The sequence below is a fragment of the Pseudomonas sp. HS6-2 genome (assembly GCF_049325675.2).
Taxonomy (GTDB): domain Bacteria; phylum Pseudomonadota; class Gammaproteobacteria; order Pseudomonadales; family Pseudomonadaceae; genus Aquipseudomonas; species Aquipseudomonas putida_N.
On the sequence record NZ_CM143906.1, the window covers coordinates 1918688 to 1933000 of the forward strand.

General features: G+C 61.3%; 15 protein-coding genes. 13 read left to right on the forward strand and 2 right to left on the reverse strand.

Annotation, left to right across the window (positions count from 1 at the left end; all coding sequences use genetic code 11):
• Positions 1-28: 28 nt before the first annotated feature.
• Positions 29-1711: an electron transfer flavoprotein-ubiquinone oxidoreductase gene (locus tag ACOKS3_RS08950; protein WP_103446599.1), complete on the reverse strand. Its 1683-nt coding sequence runs from the start codon at positions 1709-1711 to the stop codon at positions 29-31.
• Positions 1712-2242: 531 nt separating this feature from the next.
• Here ACOKS3_RS08950 and ACOKS3_RS08955 point away from each other — a divergent pair.
• The 9 genes from ACOKS3_RS08955 (at position 2243) to ACOKS3_RS08995 (ending at position 9185) form a co-directional block, all read left to right on the forward strand.
• The gene (locus ACOKS3_RS08955) at positions 2243-2992 is read left to right on the forward strand and encodes an electron transfer flavoprotein subunit beta/FixA family protein (RefSeq protein WP_103446600.1); all 750 of its coding nucleotides are present in this window, start codon (positions 2243-2245) and stop codon (positions 2990-2992) included.
• Positions 2993-3922, forward strand: a complete 930-nt coding sequence (locus tag ACOKS3_RS08960; RefSeq protein ID WP_103446601.1) for an electron transfer flavoprotein subunit alpha/FixB family protein — start codon at positions 2993-2995, stop codon at positions 3920-3922.
• A 79-nt stretch (positions 3923-4001) separates the two neighbouring features.
• Positions 4002-4823, forward strand: coding sequence for a substrate-binding periplasmic protein (locus tag ACOKS3_RS08965; protein ID WP_103446602.1), 822 nt, complete (start codon positions 4002-4004; stop codon positions 4821-4823).
• A 9-nt stretch (positions 4824-4832) separates the two neighbouring features.
• Positions 4833-5186: a DUF4398 domain-containing protein gene (locus ACOKS3_RS08970; protein ID WP_422763265.1), complete on the forward strand. Its 354-nt coding sequence runs from the start codon at positions 4833-4835 to the stop codon at positions 5184-5186.
• Positions 5183-5995, forward strand: a complete 813-nt coding sequence (locus ACOKS3_RS08975) for an OmpA family protein (protein ID WP_103446604.1) — start codon at positions 5183-5185, stop codon at positions 5993-5995. The genes ACOKS3_RS08970 and ACOKS3_RS08975 overlap by 4 nt, the downstream gene beginning before the upstream one ends.
• A gap of 197 nt (positions 5996-6192) precedes the next feature.
• The gene (locus tag ACOKS3_RS08980; RefSeq protein ID WP_027921315.1) at positions 6193-7635 is read left to right on the forward strand and encodes an aminotransferase-like domain-containing protein; all 1443 of its coding nucleotides are present in this window, start codon (positions 6193-6195) and stop codon (positions 7633-7635) included.
• 67 nt (positions 7636-7702) lie between these two features.
• Positions 7703-8167 carry a hypothetical protein gene (locus ACOKS3_RS08985; protein WP_103448222.1) on the forward strand — a complete coding sequence of 155 codons (465 nt, stop codon included), beginning with the start codon at positions 7703-7705 and terminating at the stop codon, positions 8165-8167.
• A 124-nt stretch (positions 8168-8291) separates the two neighbouring features.
• Complete coding sequence (locus ACOKS3_RS08990) at positions 8292-8546, forward strand: YkgJ family cysteine cluster protein (protein ID WP_103446605.1); 255 nt, start codon at positions 8292-8294, stop codon at positions 8544-8546.
• A 33-nt stretch (positions 8547-8579) separates the two neighbouring features.
• Positions 8580-9185: an START domain-containing protein gene (locus tag ACOKS3_RS08995; RefSeq protein WP_103446606.1), complete on the forward strand. Its 606-nt coding sequence runs from the start codon at positions 8580-8582 to the stop codon at positions 9183-9185.
• A gap of 68 nt (positions 9186-9253) precedes the next feature.
• Here the strand turns inward: ACOKS3_RS08995 and gltA are convergent, their stop codons facing one another.
• The gene (gene gltA / locus ACOKS3_RS09000) at positions 9254-10543 is read right to left on the reverse strand and encodes a citrate synthase (protein ID WP_054899921.1); all 1290 of its coding nucleotides are present in this window, start codon (positions 10541-10543) and stop codon (positions 9254-9256) included.
• A 351-nt stretch (positions 10544-10894) separates the two neighbouring features.
• On the opposite strand from gltA, the gene sdhC reads away from it, so the two are divergent.
• Genes sdhC through ACOKS3_RS09020 form a run of 4 tightly spaced genes read left to right on the forward strand, consistent with a single transcriptional unit; the run spans position 10895 to position 14135 of the window.
• Complete coding sequence (sdhC, locus tag ACOKS3_RS09005) at positions 10895-11281, forward strand: succinate dehydrogenase, cytochrome b556 subunit (RefSeq protein ID WP_012315350.1); 387 nt, start codon at positions 10895-10897, stop codon at positions 11279-11281.
• Entirely contained in the window at positions 11275-11643 is a 369-nt protein-coding gene (sdhD, locus tag ACOKS3_RS09010; RefSeq protein WP_027921320.1) for a succinate dehydrogenase, hydrophobic membrane anchor protein, read from the forward strand. Before sdhC ends, sdhD begins: the two co-directional genes overlap by 7 nt.
• 3 nt (positions 11644-11646) lie before the next feature.
• Complete coding sequence (gene sdhA / locus ACOKS3_RS09015; RefSeq protein ID WP_103446607.1) at positions 11647-13419, forward strand: succinate dehydrogenase flavoprotein subunit; 1773 nt, start codon at positions 11647-11649, stop codon at positions 13417-13419.
• A gap of 11 nt (positions 13420-13430) precedes the next feature.
• Positions 13431-14135: a succinate dehydrogenase iron-sulfur subunit gene (locus ACOKS3_RS09020; protein ID WP_012315348.1), complete on the forward strand. Its 705-nt coding sequence runs from the start codon at positions 13431-13433 to the stop codon at positions 14133-14135.
• Positions 14136-14313: the final 178 nt, after the last annotated feature.

Below are 14313 nucleotides of genomic sequence, written 5' to 3' on the forward strand. Positions count from 1 at the left end.
GCTTTTTGTTGCTGCAAGGGCAGTGGCCTTACATGTTCGGGTAGTTCGGCCCGCCAGCGCCTTCAGGGGTGACCCAGGTGATGTTCTGGGCCGGGTCCTTGATGTCGCAGGTCTTGCAGTGCACGCAGTTCTGCGCGTTGATCTGGAAGCGCTTGCTGCCGTCTTCCTGGCTGACCACTTCGTACACGCCCGCCGGGCAGTAACGCTGGGCCGGTTCGTCGTACAGCGGCAGGTTGCTGGCGATCGGCACGTTCGGGTCGGTCAGCTTCAGGTGGCAGGGTTGTTCCTCTTCGTGGTTGGTGCTGGAGAGGAATACCGAGCTGAGCTTGTCGAAGCTGAGCTTGCCGTCCGGTTTCGGGTAGTCGATCTTCTTCGACTCGGCAGCGAGTTTGAGGCAGGCATAGTCTGGCTTGGTGTCGTGCAGGGTGAACGGCAGCTTGCCGTTGAACCAGTTCTGGTCGACATAGTTGAAGGCGCCACCGAGCAGCGGGCCGAACTTGTGCAGTGCCGGGCCGAAGTTGCGGCTGGCGAACAGTTCTTCGTACAGCCAGCTGGCCTTGAAGGCGCTGACGTAGCCGTCGAGCAGGTCGCCACCTTCGCGGCCGGCAGCCAGTGCATCAGCTACTGCCTCGGCGGCGAGCATGCCGGATTTCATCGCGGTGTGGCTGCCCTTGATCTTGGAGAAGTTCAGGGTGCCGAGGTCGCAACCGATCAGCGCGCCGCCGTTGAAGACCATTTTCGGCAGCGAGTTCAGGCCGCCTTTGCAGATGGCGCGGGCACCGTAGCTGATGCGCTTGCCGCCTTCGAGGTACTGGCTCATCACCGGGTGGTGCTTGAGGCGCTGGAACTCGTCGAACGGGGAAAGGTAAGGGTTGGCGTAGGAGAGGTCGACGATCAGGCCGACCACCACCTGGTTGTTCTCCAGGTGATAGAGGAACGAGCCGCCGGTGTTGTCCTTGCTGGTCACGTCCAGCGGCCAGCCAGCGGTGTGCACCACCAGGCCCTGCTCGTGCTTGGCCGGGTCGATTTCCCAGATTTCCTTCAGGCCGATGCCGTAGTGCTGGACGTCGGCTTCGTTGTCGAGGTTGAAGCGCTTGATCAGTTGCTTGCCGATATGGCCGCGGCAGCCTTCGGCGAACAGGGTGTACTTGGCGCGCAGTTCCATGCCTGGGGTATACAGGCCGTCCTTCGGATTGCCTTCACGGTCGACACCCAGGTCACCGGTGACGATACCGCGGACTACGCCGTTTTCGTCGAACAGCGCTTCTTGGGCGGCGAAGCCCGGGTAGATTTCTACGCCAAGGTTTTCGGCCTGCTGGGCCAGCCAGCGGCACAGGTTGCCCAGGGAGATGATGTAGTTACCGTGGTTGTGCATGGTCTTGGGCACGAACAGGTCTGGGACCTTGGTCGAGCTGCCGGCGTCCTTGAGCACATAGATATCGTCGCGCTTCACTTCGGTGTTGAGCGGCGCGCCGAGTTCCTTCCAGTCGGGGAACAGCTCGTTCAGGGCGCGGGGTTCGAACACCGCGCCGGAAAGAATATGAGCACCTACTTCGGAGCCTTTTTCCACCACGCAGACGCTGATCTCGCTACCGGCTTCGGCGGCCTTCTGCTTCAGGCGGCAGGCGGCGGACAAGCCCGCAGGGCCTGCGCCGACGATGACCACGTCGAATTCCATGTATTCGCGTTCCACAGGTTCTCTCCTACTCATCAAGGCTCGTGCTGTTGCTTTGTCTTATGGGTGCTTGCGTGCAGCGGCGCTTCACTGGCGCGAAACTGTAGCTACGCAAAGGGCGGACTACACCGTTTTGTCTTGGCGCGCATTATATCTACACCACTTAACGGGTCCAATACAAACGTTTGTTTGAATTTGCCGGAGCCCAGTAAAATCACTGGAACGCGGCTGGAAGGTGACCGATTTGCCGTATTGACCGGATTGGGTGTTGCGGTCAAGATACGAGCGGTTTTACGTTCGCCGTAGGCTTGCAGCCTGGCGCAGGTACACCTCTAAAGACCAGGTGTGAAGCAGGGTTTTGCGGCCTTTGGCCGGTTTGTAGTGGAGTTTACACGCCACCACAGAAAATGACCCGTGGGTATTTGCCGCAACAGTCGCGACAAGACTGTTCGGTCACCATGAAGTTTGCTCCTCCCGGTACGTTTTCAGAGGTGCCCTTGTACCCACGCGCATCGCCGGGCTCTGCCCCAGGCGACTATCTATTCACCGGAGAGTAACGAGGAATCCATGAAGGTTCTTGTAGCTGTCAAACGAGTGGTCGACTACAACGTCAAGGTTCGCGTCAAGGCGGACAACTCCGGCGTCGACCTTGCTAACGTCAAGATGTCCATGAACCCCTTCTGCGAAATCGCCGTGGAAGAAGCCGTACGCCTGAAGGAAAAGGGCGTCGCGACCGAGATTGTCGTCGTCTCCGTCGGCCCGACCACCGCTCAGGAGCAGCTGCGTACTGCCCTGGCCCTGGGTGCCGACCGCGCGATCCTGGTCGAAGTCGCTGACGAGCTGAATTCCCTGGCCGTGGCCAAGGCTCTGAAAGCCGTTGTCGACAAGGAGCAGCCGCAACTGGTGATCCTCGGCAAGCAGGCCATCGACAGTGACAACAACCAGACCGGCCAGATGCTGGCCGCGCTGACCGGCTTTGCCCAGGGCACCTTCGCCTCCAAGGTCGAAGTCGCTGGCGACAAGCTGAACGTCACCCGTGAAATCGACGGCGGCCTGCAGACCGTTTCGCTGAACCTCCCGGCCATCGTCACCACCGACCTGCGCCTGAACGAGCCACGCTACGCGTCGCTGCCGAACATCATGAAGGCCAAGAAAAAGCCGCTGGAGACCGTGACTCCAGACGCGCTGGGCGTGTCCCTCGCCTCCACCAACAAGACCCTGAAAGTCGAAGCGCCGGCTGCCCGCAGCGCTGGCATCAAGGTCAAATCGGTGGCCGAACTGGTCGAGAAGCTGAAGAACGAAGCGAAGGTAATCTAAATGACTATCCTGGTTGTCGCTGAACACGAGAACGGTGCCGTAGCCCCGGCCACCCTGAACACCGTCGCCGCTGCCGCCAAGATCGGTGGTGATATCCACGTGCTGGTCGCAGGCGCAAACGTCGGCGGCGTCGCCGAATCCGCTGCCAAGATCGCTGGCGTGGCCAAGGTGCTGGTTGCCGATAACGCCGCCTACGCCCACGCCCTGCCAGAAAACGTCGCGCCGCTGATCGTCGAGCTGGCGAAAGGCTACAGCCACGTGCTGGCCCCGGCCACCACCAACGGCAAGAACATCCTGCCACGCGTTGCCGCGCTGCTGGACGTTGACCAGATCTCCGAGATCATCTCGGTTGAATCGGCCGACACCTTCAAGCGCCCGATCTACGCCGGCAACGCCATTGCCACCGTGCAATCGAGCGCTTCGGTCAAGGTCATCACCGTGCGTACCACCGGCTTCGACGCCGTGGCCGCCGAAGGTGGCTCGGCTGCCGTTGAAGCGGTGGCTGCTGCGCACAACGCCGGCATCTCGGCCTTCGTTGGCGAAGAACTGGCCAAGTCCGACCGCCCAGAGCTGACCGCTGCCAAGATCGTCGTTTCCGGCGGCCGTGGCATGGGCAACGGTGACAACTTCAAGCACCTGTACAGCCTGGCCGACAAGCTTGGCGCTGCCGTCGGTGCCTCGCGCGCCGCGGTGGACGCAGGCTTCGTGCCGAACGACATGCAGGTCGGCCAGACTGGCAAGATCGTTGCGCCACAGCTGTACATCGCCGTCGGTATCTCCGGCGCGATCCAGCACCTGGCCGGCATGAAGGACTCCAAGGTGATCGTCGCGATCAACAAGGATGAAGAAGCGCCGATCTTCCAGGTAGCCGACTACGGCCTGGTCGCCGACCTGTTCGAAGCCGTTCCGGAGCTGGAAAAGCTGGTCTGATCCGCCTGCTTCACTTATAAAGAAGCCCGGCCCTCGCACTGAGGGCCGGGCTTTTTTGTTGCCGGGCAAGGAGTGAAGGATGGTGTTGCGCGAAGCGGGCAGGGTGCTGGCATGCATGGTGACGCTGCTGTCGCCGGTGGTGATGGCGGCAGGCAAGTGCGAGCGACTGGTGGCAACCGGCAGCCCGGACGCACCGCCGTATGCCTGGCAAGACCCGAGCGACCCGAAGCACCTGATCGGCGCCAATGTCGACCTGCTGCGCCAGGTACTTGGCGAGCTGGGGGTGAAAGTCGAGGTGCTCAGTGCCGGCCGGCGCGACCAGGCGCTGGAAGAGGTGCGCAGTGGGCGCATGGATCTGCTGCTCGATACCCCCATGCAAGTGGAGCAGCTGACGGCGCTGGACTACATCCACCCGCCCTTGCAGCTCAATGAATACCTGGTCTGGACGCGCCACGACGCCACGCTGGCGTTCGAAGGTCCGGCCGACCTGGCCAAGTATCAGGGCAGCCTGTCCGAGCGTGCGCGCCTGACCCCGGCGTTCACTGCCTTCGCCAAGGCCCAGCTGAAGCTGGTGTCGGCGCAGAACCTCACCCAGGCCTTCCAGAAACTGGTGCTGGGCCAGGTCGATTATGTATTGGCCGGGCGCTACTCGGGCATGGCCATGACCCAAAGCCTGGGCATGAGCAACAACCTCATCGCGCGTGGCTTGCCAGTGGACCGCCCGGGCCTGTACCTGGCCTTGTCGCACAATTCGGCCTGCAATGACGCGTGGTTGCGTGGGCAATTGGCGAAAAAGCTGACAGAATTGCCGATCTCCGGTGCGTCCGAAGCCGTGCTGCAACGTAATGTCGAGCGTTGGAAAGCGCAGATGCAAGTGCAGGCGGACGCCCCAAAACATTAGGAAGAGTGCGTGAGAACCCAATCCCTGATCCTAGCCGTGGCCATGCTCGGCCTGGCCGGCTGCGCCAATGACCCGGCGCCCAATGAGCAGATGCGAATTTCCGAGCAGGCGCTGGAGCAGGCCAAGGCAGTCGGTGCCACCGACCAGGTCGAAGCGCTGAAGCTGGCCGAAGACAAGTTCGCCCGGGCCAAGACCAACATGCTGACCGAGGACTACCGTGACGCACGCCTGCGTGCCGAACAGGCCGAGCTGGATGCCCGTCTGGCCGAGGCGCAGGTGCTGAACCAGAAGAGCGAAGAGCAGCTTCAGCTGCTGCAAACGCGGGTCAAGCGCCTGCGCAAGCAACTGGAGGTGCAGCCATGATGCGTCTGAATGCGAAAACCGCGCTTGCACTGCTGGTGCTGACGGCCGGCTTGCAGGGTTGCGCCAGCCAGCGCAGTTCGGCGGCACTGGATGACGCGACCGTGGCCTTCCAGAAGGTCAAGGACGATGCCGACGTGCTGCGCAGCGCCCCGCGTGACGTGATCCGTGCCGGTGAGTCGCTGTCCCGCGCCGAGCGCCTTTCCGGCTACATCGGTACGGGCAGCGATGTGCGCCATTATGCCTACCTGAGCCAGCGCTACAGCGAGATTGCCAGCGAGCACGCCAAGCTGGCGCTGAGCGAGGAGCGTCGGGCCAAGCTCGACCTCGAACGCCAGCGCCTGCAGTTGGCCTTGCGCGAGGCCAAGCTGGCCAGTGTGCAGCAGCAGGGCAAATGGGTGGAGAACCAGATTGCCGCGTTGGCCTCGGAGCAGGCTGACCGAGGCTTGGTGATGACCCTGAGTGACGTGCTGTTCGACACCGGCAGTGCCGACCTGAAAAATTCTGCCAGCCGCACCGTGCTCAAGCTGGTGCAGTTCCTCCAGCTCAATCCGCGTCGCGTGGTGCGGATCGAGGGCTATACCGACAGCACCGGTACGCCAGAAGATAACCTCAAGCTGTCGCGTGATCGTGCCCAGTCGGTGGCAGACATGCTGGTCGACCTGGGGATCGACGAGAAACGCCTGCAGGTCGAAGGCTATGGCGACCAGTACCCGATCGAGGCCAATGCTTCGGAGCGGGGCAGGGCGCAGAATCGCCGGGTGGAAATCGTCTTCTCTGACGATAAGGGTAGACTCGCGCCAGCGCGCTGAACACCTTGAAAAGGGGCCGCAAAGCGGCCCCGGCTTCCATCGGCATGGCGCGGATTAATCGTTTCGACAGGTGTCACGCAACGGTATTGTTGACTACTTAGCCATCTGTCCCAGTACACTTTGCAACTGTTACGGTATGCTCTACCGTCAGTGAGTCGTACAAGAATAACGAGCCGCCTGCGCGTCGAGATACCGCCATGACCAACCTGCTGCTGTACCAGCGTATCGCCCAGCAACTGGCCGACGACATCCGTCGCGGTGTCTACCAGCCAGGCGAGCGCGTACCGTCCGTGCGCAAGATGAGCGCCCAGCTCAACGTCAGCCATGCCACGGTGTTGCAGGCCTACGCCAATCTCGAGGATCAGGGGCTGATCCGTGCCCGGCCGCAGTCGGGCTACTACGTGCATCAGACGCCCGCCCTGACCGCGCAGACGCCGGACATCGCCCGGGTCGAGCGCCCTGGCCTGGTCACGCGTGCCAGCATCATCCAGCAGGTGTTGACCGAGGCGCGCCGCGATGGCGTGTTCCCATTCGGCGCTGCGGTGCCGCACGTCGATTACCTGCCGGTGCGCGCCTTGCACCAGCAGATCGCCAAGGTCACCCGCTTCCACAGCCCGCGTGCCTTCAGCTACATGTTCAGCCCCGGCTTCGAGCCACTGCGCCGGCAGATCGCGATTCGCATGCGTGATGCCGGCGTGCTGGTCGACCCGCGTGAGGTGATCGTCACCCATGGCTGTGTCGATGCGTTGCAGATGTCGCTGCGGGTGCTGACCCGCCCGGGTGATCTGATCGCGGCCGAGTCGCCAACCTATTACGGGCTCCTGCAGTTGGCGGACCTGTTGGGGTTGAAGGTGATCGAGATCCCCAGTGACCCGTCCACCGGCATCAGCCTTGAAGCTTTGCAACTGGCCGCCAATCAGTGGTCGATCAAGGCCTTGGTGTTGACCACGCGCCTGAGCAATCCATTGGGCGGCACTGTGCCAGAGGAGCGGCAGAAGCAGTTGCTGCGCCTGGCATCGGACTTCGATATCCAGATCGTCGAAGATGACATCTACGGCGAACTGATGTTCGAGCAGGGCAAGACCAAGGCGCTCAAGGCCTTCGATCGGCTGGACCGGGTCATCTACTGCTCGAGCTTTTCCAAGACCCTTTCGCCCGGGGTGCGGGTCGGCTGGATGGTGGCGGGGCGTTATCAGGATGAAATCCAGCGCCTGCAGACGTTCACTACCCACTCGGCGTGCAGCGTGACGCAAATGGGTGTGGCGGCGTACCTGGAGAACGGTGGCTACGACCGGCATTTGCGATATATCCGCCAGGAGTATCGCAAGAACCTCAGTGCCTACCAGCTGGCGGTTCAGCAGCACTTCCCGGAAGGTACCCAGATGACCCGGCCAACCGGCGGTTTCATCCTTTGGGTCAGCCTGCCGGGGCGGGTGAACACGCAGGAACTGCATGTGCGTGCACTGGAGCAGGGCATCAGTATCGCGCCTGGGCTGATCTTCAGTAACACCGAGCAGTTCAACCACTGCATCCGGCTCAACTGTGGCATTCCATGGAACAAGGAGGCCGAGCGGGCGGTCATCACGCTCGGGCTTTTGGCCCAGCAATTGTGCAGAGAATCGCAGCCCTCACTTTTGTAGGCTTGCCAGTAGCGGGCGGAACAGGGAGCATACGCACTTTTACAATTCCGCCTGCCTGTTGATGTCCATGAATCTGTTGCGTAGTGTCGCCCTGATGATCTGTATTGCGCCGTTGTGCCTGCCTGTAGTCCAGGCTGCGCAGGCTGCTGCCCAGGCGCAAGCAGGGCATGACAAGGCGGCAAAGCCTGTAGCCAAAGCCAAGCCAGCGGTCGCCAAGGCCAAGCCCAAGCCCAAGCCCAAGCCCAAGCCCAAGAAACCGGTCAGCAAGTCGGTCACGCAACCATTGCCCAAAGCCAAGCTGGACCTGAGTCTGCCGACCGAGATGGTGAACAATCTCGAGCCTGAAGTGGGCGATCCTTCGACCCGCCGCAAACCTTTGCTGCCCGCCATGTTCACGGAAAAGCCGGAAACCAACGACAGCCCGTTTCAGCTCAACGGCCGGTTGATAAGCAATGAGATGCAGCTGCAGCTGCGCAACGAAAGCCGGCACGATGTGGAAGGCGCGGCGATCGATTTCCAGTTCCGCAACTGAGCTTGCTCAACTGACTGCCGGGTCACGGCCGTTTTCATCGGGTTGCCAATTTAAAACGCATGTTTGAGCGGTTACTATCCAGGGACGATCGTCCCGTTTTGCTCCAGGGAGTCCTGATTCAGCCATGAAGTGTCGTGAGGGTTGTGGTGCCTGCTGCATTGCCCCGTCCATCAGCTCGGCGCTGCCGCGCATGCCCCAGGGCAAGCCGGCGGGCGAGCGCTGCCTGCACCTGACAGCGGAAAACCTCTGCGACCTGTTCGGTAAGCCCGAGCGGCCGGCGGTGTGTGGCGGTTTCAAGGCGGATATCGAGGTGTGCGGCAATGACCGCGACGAGGCAATCAGGATTCTTGGTTGGTGGGAGCAGATAACGGCGGCGTGAGAGGCTGGATCTTCGACAACAAGGATAAACATGATGAGATCGTTCAAGCGTATTGCACTGCTGTGTGGCATGGGTGTCCTGCTGGCGCCGGCTGCCTGGGCCGAAAACTGGCAGGTGGCCAAGGACGAGGAGGGCATCAAGGTCTCGCTCAGTGAGGTGCCGGGCTCCAAGTACAAGGCCTACCAGGGCGTGACCCTGATCAAGGCGCCGCTGGCCAAGGTCCAGGCGCTACAGGAAGACGTGGCTGGGGCTTGCAAGTGGATTCACGAGTGCAAGTCGCAGAAGTTGCTCAAGCACGAAGGCGACCAGAGCTGGACCTACACCCAGTTCAATACGCCGTGGCCGGTGACGCCGCGTGACTCCGTGTTGCGTGTCACCACCATCAAGGGGGCTGACGGCAGCCTGACCCGAAATCTGGTCGAAGAACCGACCTACATCCCGGAAGAGAAAGGCTTCGTACGGGTGGCCAAGGTGCAGGGCTTCTGGAAGCTGGTACCCAAGGGTGACAGCACTGAAGTGACTTACCAGGTGCACACCGAACCGGGCGGTAGCGTGCCATCGATGATCGCCAACAAGTTCGTGGTCGATTCGCCGTTCAATACCCTCAAAGGCTTGCGTGAACTGGCCGAGAAGAACTGAGCTCGGCCCGGCAAGGCAATAAAAAAGGCTGCCATGGGGCAGCCTTTTTTGCGTTCGGCGGGTAAGGCTTACTTGCGGTCCTTCAGCTCGACGATGTCGCGCTGCAGTTCGCCGGTGTACAGCTGGCGAGGGCGGCCGATCTTGTACGGGCTGGAGAGCATTTCTTTCCAGTGCGAGATCCAGCCGACAGTACGTGCCAGGGCGAAGATCACGGTGAACATGCTGGTCGGAATGCCGATCGCTTTCAGGATGATGCCCGAGTAGAAGTCGACGTTCGGGTACAGCGAGCGCTCGATGAAGTACGGATCGGTCAGGGCGATCTCTTCCAGGCGCATGGCCAGTTCCAGCTGCGGATCGTTCTTGATGCCCAGTTCACCCAGGACTTCGTCGCAGGTCTTCTTCATCACGGTGGCGCGCGGGTCACGGTTCTTGTAGACGCGATGACCGAAGCCCATCAGCTTGAACGGGTCGTTCTTGTCCTTGGCCTTGGCGATGTACTTGTCGATGTTCGAGACATCGCCGATTTCATCGAGCATGGTCAGGACCGCTTCGTTCGCACCGCCGTGGGCCGGGCCCCACAGTGCGGCGATACCAGCAGCGATACAGGCGAACGGGTTGGCGCCCGAGGAGCCTGCCAGGCGCACGGTGGAGGTGGAGGCGTTCTGCTCGTGGTCGGCGTGGAGGATGAAGATCCGGTCCATTGCCTTGGCCAGCACCGGGCTGATCGGTTTGATCTCGCACGGGGTGTTGAACATCATGTGCAGGAAGTTTTCCGCGTACGACAGGTCGTTGCGCGGGTACATCATCGGCTGGCCCATGGAGTACTTGTAAACCATCGCGGCCAGGGTCGGCATCTTGGCGACCAGGCGCACCGCGGAGATTTCGCGGTGTTGCGGGTTATTGATGTCCAGGGAGTCGTGGTAGAACGCCGACAGGGCGCCGACCACACCGCACATCACCGCCATCGGGTGAGCGTCGCGGCGGAAACCGTTGAAGAAGGACTTCAGCTGCTCGTGAACCATGGTGTGGTTCTTGACGGTGCTGACGAACTGGGCCTTCTGCTCGGCATTCGGCAGTTCGCCGTTGAGCAGCAGGTAGCAGGTTTCCAGGTAGTCCGATTTCTCGGCGAGCTGTTCGATCGGGTAGCCGCGGTGCAGCAGCACGCCCTTGTCGCCGTCGATGTAGGTGATCTTCGACTCGCACGAGGCGGTCGCCATGAAACCAGGGTCGAAGGTGAAGTGACCAGTGGCCCCCAACCCGCGGACGTCGATTACATCAGGACCAACGGTGCCGGTTAAAATGGGCAGCTCGACGGGGGCAGCGCCCTCGATGACCAACTGCGCTTTTTTGTCAGCCATGTGGCCTCCTATTAATGCTTGAAATCATCAGACAGCCCCCCACGCAGGGCCCGCACCACTATAGAGAAGTAAATTCGAATGTCAATTTGCCTAAAGGCTGGTTGAAAGCCCCTCTGAAGCCTGTTTTTTCTAGAATTTCTCGCCCGTTTACGCCTTTTGCTCGCTAAAGGCAATCCGCTATTTGGGCTACCCCGTCACGTTGTCATAAGCAGCCTAACTGTCTATACTCGGCACCCGACTCCCAGGGGCTTGCAAGCCCGAACTGCTGGGGGTCGCCGTTCCCTGGGTGGTGGGTACCTGACCAGTACACTTACCAACAACTTTGCCCTGATTCGCTAGGGGCTCTTCAGTGTGAAAAAAGCCGTGAAAAGCCAACGACCTGTAAACCTAGACCTAAGGACCATCAAGCTTCCTGTCACTGCGTACACGTCCATTCTGCACCGTATCTCCGGCGTCATCCTGTTCCTCGGCCTTGCCATCATGCTTTATGCACTGGGCAAGTCGCTGGGTTCCGAGGAAGGCTTCGGTGAGGTGAAGGCGTGTCTGACCAGTCCGCTGGCCAAGTTCGTGACCTGGGGTCTGCTGTCCGCCCTGCTTTATCACCTCGTGGCAGGTGTACGCCACCTGATCATGGACATGGGTATCGGTGAGACGCTGGAAGGCGGCAAGCTGGGCTCGAAAATCGTGATCGTCATCTCCGTGGTGCTGATCGTTCTGGTGGGAGTTTGGGTATGGTAACCAATGTCACGAACCTGTCGCGTTCGGGCCTCTATGACTGGATGGCGCAGCGCGTATCGGCGGTCGTTCTCGCGGCTTACTTCATCTTCCTGATCGGCTACGTGGTCTGCCACCCAGGCATCGACTACACCCAGTGGCATGGTCTGTTCTCCAACAACGCGATGCGCATTTTCAGTCTGCTGGCCCTCGTTGCCCTGGGCGCCCACGCCTGGGTCGGCATGTGGACCATCGCCACCGACTACCTGACGCCGATGTCGTTCGGCAAGTCGGCGACTGCGATTCGTTTCCTGTTCCAGGCGGTATGCGGCGTTGCGATGTTCGCTTACTTCGTCTGGGGTGTGCAGATTCTCTGGGGTATCTGATCCATGGCTAGCATTCCAACCATTTCCTTCGACGCCATCATCATCGGTGGCGGCGGCGCCGGCATGCGCGCAGCGCTGCAGCTGGCCCAGGGCGGTCACAAGACTGCCGTAGTCACCAAGGTCTTCCCGACCCGTTCGCACACTGTATCCGCCCAGGGCGGCATCACCTGCGCCATCGCTTCGGCTGACCCGAACGACGACTGGCGCTGGCACATGTACGATACCGTCAAGGGTTCCGACTACATCGGTGACCAGGACGCTATCGAATACATGTGTCAGGAAGGCCCGGCTGCGGTCTTCGAGCTGGACCACATGGGCCTGCCGTTCTCGCGTACCGAAACCGGCCGTATCTACCAGCGTCCGTTCGGTGGCCAGTCCAAGGACTTCGGTAAAGGTGGCCAGGCCGCCCGTACCTGCGCCGCTTCCGACCGTACCGGTCACGCGCTGCTGCACACCCTGTACCAGGGCAACCTGAAAGCCGGTACCACTTTCCTCAACGAGTACTACGCCGTTGACCTGGTGAAGAACCAGGAAGGCGCCTTTGTCGGTGTGATCGCGATCTGCATCGAAACCGGCGAAACCATGTACATCAAGTCCAAGGCCACCGTATTGGCCACTGGCGGTGCAGGCCGTATCTACGCCTCCACCACCAATGCCCTGATCAACACCGGTGACGGTATCGGCATGGCCCTGCGTGCAGGCGTACCGGTACAGGACATCGAGATGTGGCAGTTCCACCCGACCGGCATCGCCGGCGCCGGTGTACTGGTCACCGAAGGCTGCCGCGGTGAGGGTGGCTACCTGATCAACGCCCACGGCGAGCGCTTCATGGAGCGTTACGCGCCGAACGCCAAAGACCTGGCCGGCCGCGACGTGGTTGCCCGTTCCATGGTCAAGGAAATCATCGCCGGCAATGGCGTGGGCCCGAACAAGGACCACGTACTGCTGAAGCTGGACCACCTTGGCGAGGAAGTGCTGCACAGCCGCCTGCCAGGTATCTGCGAACTGTCCAAGACCTTCGCCCACGTCGACCCAGTCGTCGCGCCGGTGCCGGTCGTTCCAACCTGCCACTACATGATGGGTGGTGTAGCCACCAACATTCATGGCCAGGCCATCACCATGGACGAAGAAGGCAAGGATCACATCATTCCTGGCCTGTTCGCCGTAGGTGAAGTGGCGTGCGTATCGGTACACGGCGCCAACCGCCTGGGCGGCAACTCGCTGCTCGACCTGGTGGTGTTCGGCCGTGCTGCCGGCCTGCACCTGGAGAAGGCGCTGAGCGATGGCATCGAACACCTCGACGCCAGCGACACCGACATCGATGTTGCGCTGAACCGCCTGAACAAGCTCAACGAGCGTACATCCGGCGAAGACGTTGCCAGCCTGAAGCGCGAGCTGCAGAGCTGCATGCAGAACTACTTCGGTGTATTCCGCACTGGCGAATACATGCAGAAGGGTATCGAGCAGCTGGCCGGCCTGCGCGAGCGCATCGCCAACGTCAAGATCAACGACAAGTCCCAGGCCTTCAACACCGCGCGTATCGAAGCGCTGGAGCTGCAGAACCTGCTGGAAGTCGCCGAAGCTACCGCCATTGCGGCCGAAGCCCGTAAAGAGTCCCGCGGCGCTCACGCCCGTGAAGACTTCGAAGACCGTGACGACGAAAACTGGCTGTGCCACACCCTGTACTACCCGGGTGAGAAGCGCGTCGCCAAGCGTGGCGTCAACTTTGCGCCGAAGACTGTTCCAGCCTTCGAACCAAAAGTCCGGACTTACTAAGGGTGGCTGCTATGTTGAAAGTCGAAGTTTATCGTTACAACCCGGATACCGACTCGGCGCCCAAGATGGAGTCGTTCGACGTCGATACCGGCGGCAAGGACCTGATGGTGCTGGACGTGCTGGCGCTGATCAAGGAGAAGGACGAGGGATTCTCGTACCGTCGCTCCTGCCGTGAAGGCGTTTGCGGTTCCGATGGTATGAACATGAACGGCAAGAACGGCCTGGCCTGCATCACCCCGCTGTCGGGCGTGGTCAAGGGCAACAAGCTGGTTCTGCGTCCGCTGCCAGGCCTGCCGGTCATTCGTGACCTGGTGGTCGATATGAGCATCTTCTACAAGCAGTACGAGAAGGTGAAGCCGTTCCTGCAGAACGACACCCCGGCTCCGGCCATCGAGCGTCTGCAGTCGCCGGAAGACCGCGACAAGCTGGACGGTCTGTACGAGTGCATCCTGTGCGCTTGCTGCTCGACCTCCTGCCCGTCGTTCTGGTGGAACCCAGACAAGTTCCTGGGCCCGGCCGCCCTGCTGCAGGCCTATCGCTTCCTGGCCGACAGCCGTGACACCAAGACCCAGGAGCGCCTGGCGTCCCTGGATGACCCGTTCAGCGTATTCCGCTGCCGCGGGATCATGAACTGCGTCAACGTTTGCCCGAAGGGTCTGAACCCTACCAAGGCAATCGGTCACGTACGTAACATGCTGCTGCAAAGCGGCACCTGATACAAAGCGTTGTAACTGCAGTAAGCCGAGGTGCGGGTGGTGAGCCCGCACTGAGGTAAAACCTGAGCAAGGGCCCACAAAGCCCGCGCTCGATACCTATGAAGATATGAGACCAGCAGGGGCTTTCCGGGCTGGTACCCGGAAAATCAGCAGGATCCAAGTGGCGTGGCTCAGTCGC

Coding starts and splice junctions, on each gene's coding strand:
- sdhA (WP_103446607.1), top strand. CDS start 11,647: ATGGCTAGCATTCCAACCATTTCCTTCGACGCCATCATCATCGGTGGC.
- ACOKS3_RS08960 (WP_103446601.1), top strand. CDS start 2,993: ATGACTATCCTGGTTGTCGCTGAACACGAGAACGGTGCCGTAGCCCCG.
- ACOKS3_RS09020 (WP_012315348.1), top strand. CDS start 13,431: ATGTTGAAAGTCGAAGTTTATCGTTACAACCCGGATACCGACTCGGCG.
- ACOKS3_RS08990 (WP_103446605.1), top strand. CDS start 8,292: ATGAAGTGTCGTGAGGGTTGTGGTGCCTGCTGCATTGCCCCGTCCATC.
- ACOKS3_RS08980 (WP_027921315.1), top strand. CDS start 6,193: ATGACCAACCTGCTGCTGTACCAGCGTATCGCCCAGCAACTGGCCGAC.
- gltA (WP_054899921.1), bottom strand. CDS start 10,543: ATGGCTGACAAAAAAGCGCAGTTGGTCATCGAGGGCGCTGCCCCCGTC.
- ACOKS3_RS08995 (WP_103446606.1), top strand. CDS start 8,580: ATGAGATCGTTCAAGCGTATTGCACTGCTGTGTGGCATGGGTGTCCTG.
- ACOKS3_RS08955 (WP_103446600.1), top strand. CDS start 2,243: ATGAAGGTTCTTGTAGCTGTCAAACGAGTGGTCGACTACAACGTCAAG.
- ACOKS3_RS08965 (WP_103446602.1), top strand. CDS start 4,002: ATGGTGTTGCGCGAAGCGGGCAGGGTGCTGGCATGCATGGTGACGCTG.
- ACOKS3_RS08950 (WP_103446599.1), bottom strand. CDS start 1,711: ATGAGTAGGAGAGAACCTGTGGAACGCGAATACATGGAATTCGACGTG.
- ACOKS3_RS08975 (WP_103446604.1), top strand. CDS start 5,183: ATGATGCGTCTGAATGCGAAAACCGCGCTTGCACTGCTGGTGCTGACG.
- sdhD (WP_027921320.1), top strand. CDS start 11,275: ATGGTAACCAATGTCACGAACCTGTCGCGTTCGGGCCTCTATGACTGG.
- ACOKS3_RS08985 (WP_103448222.1), top strand. CDS start 7,703: ATGAATCTGTTGCGTAGTGTCGCCCTGATGATCTGTATTGCGCCGTTG.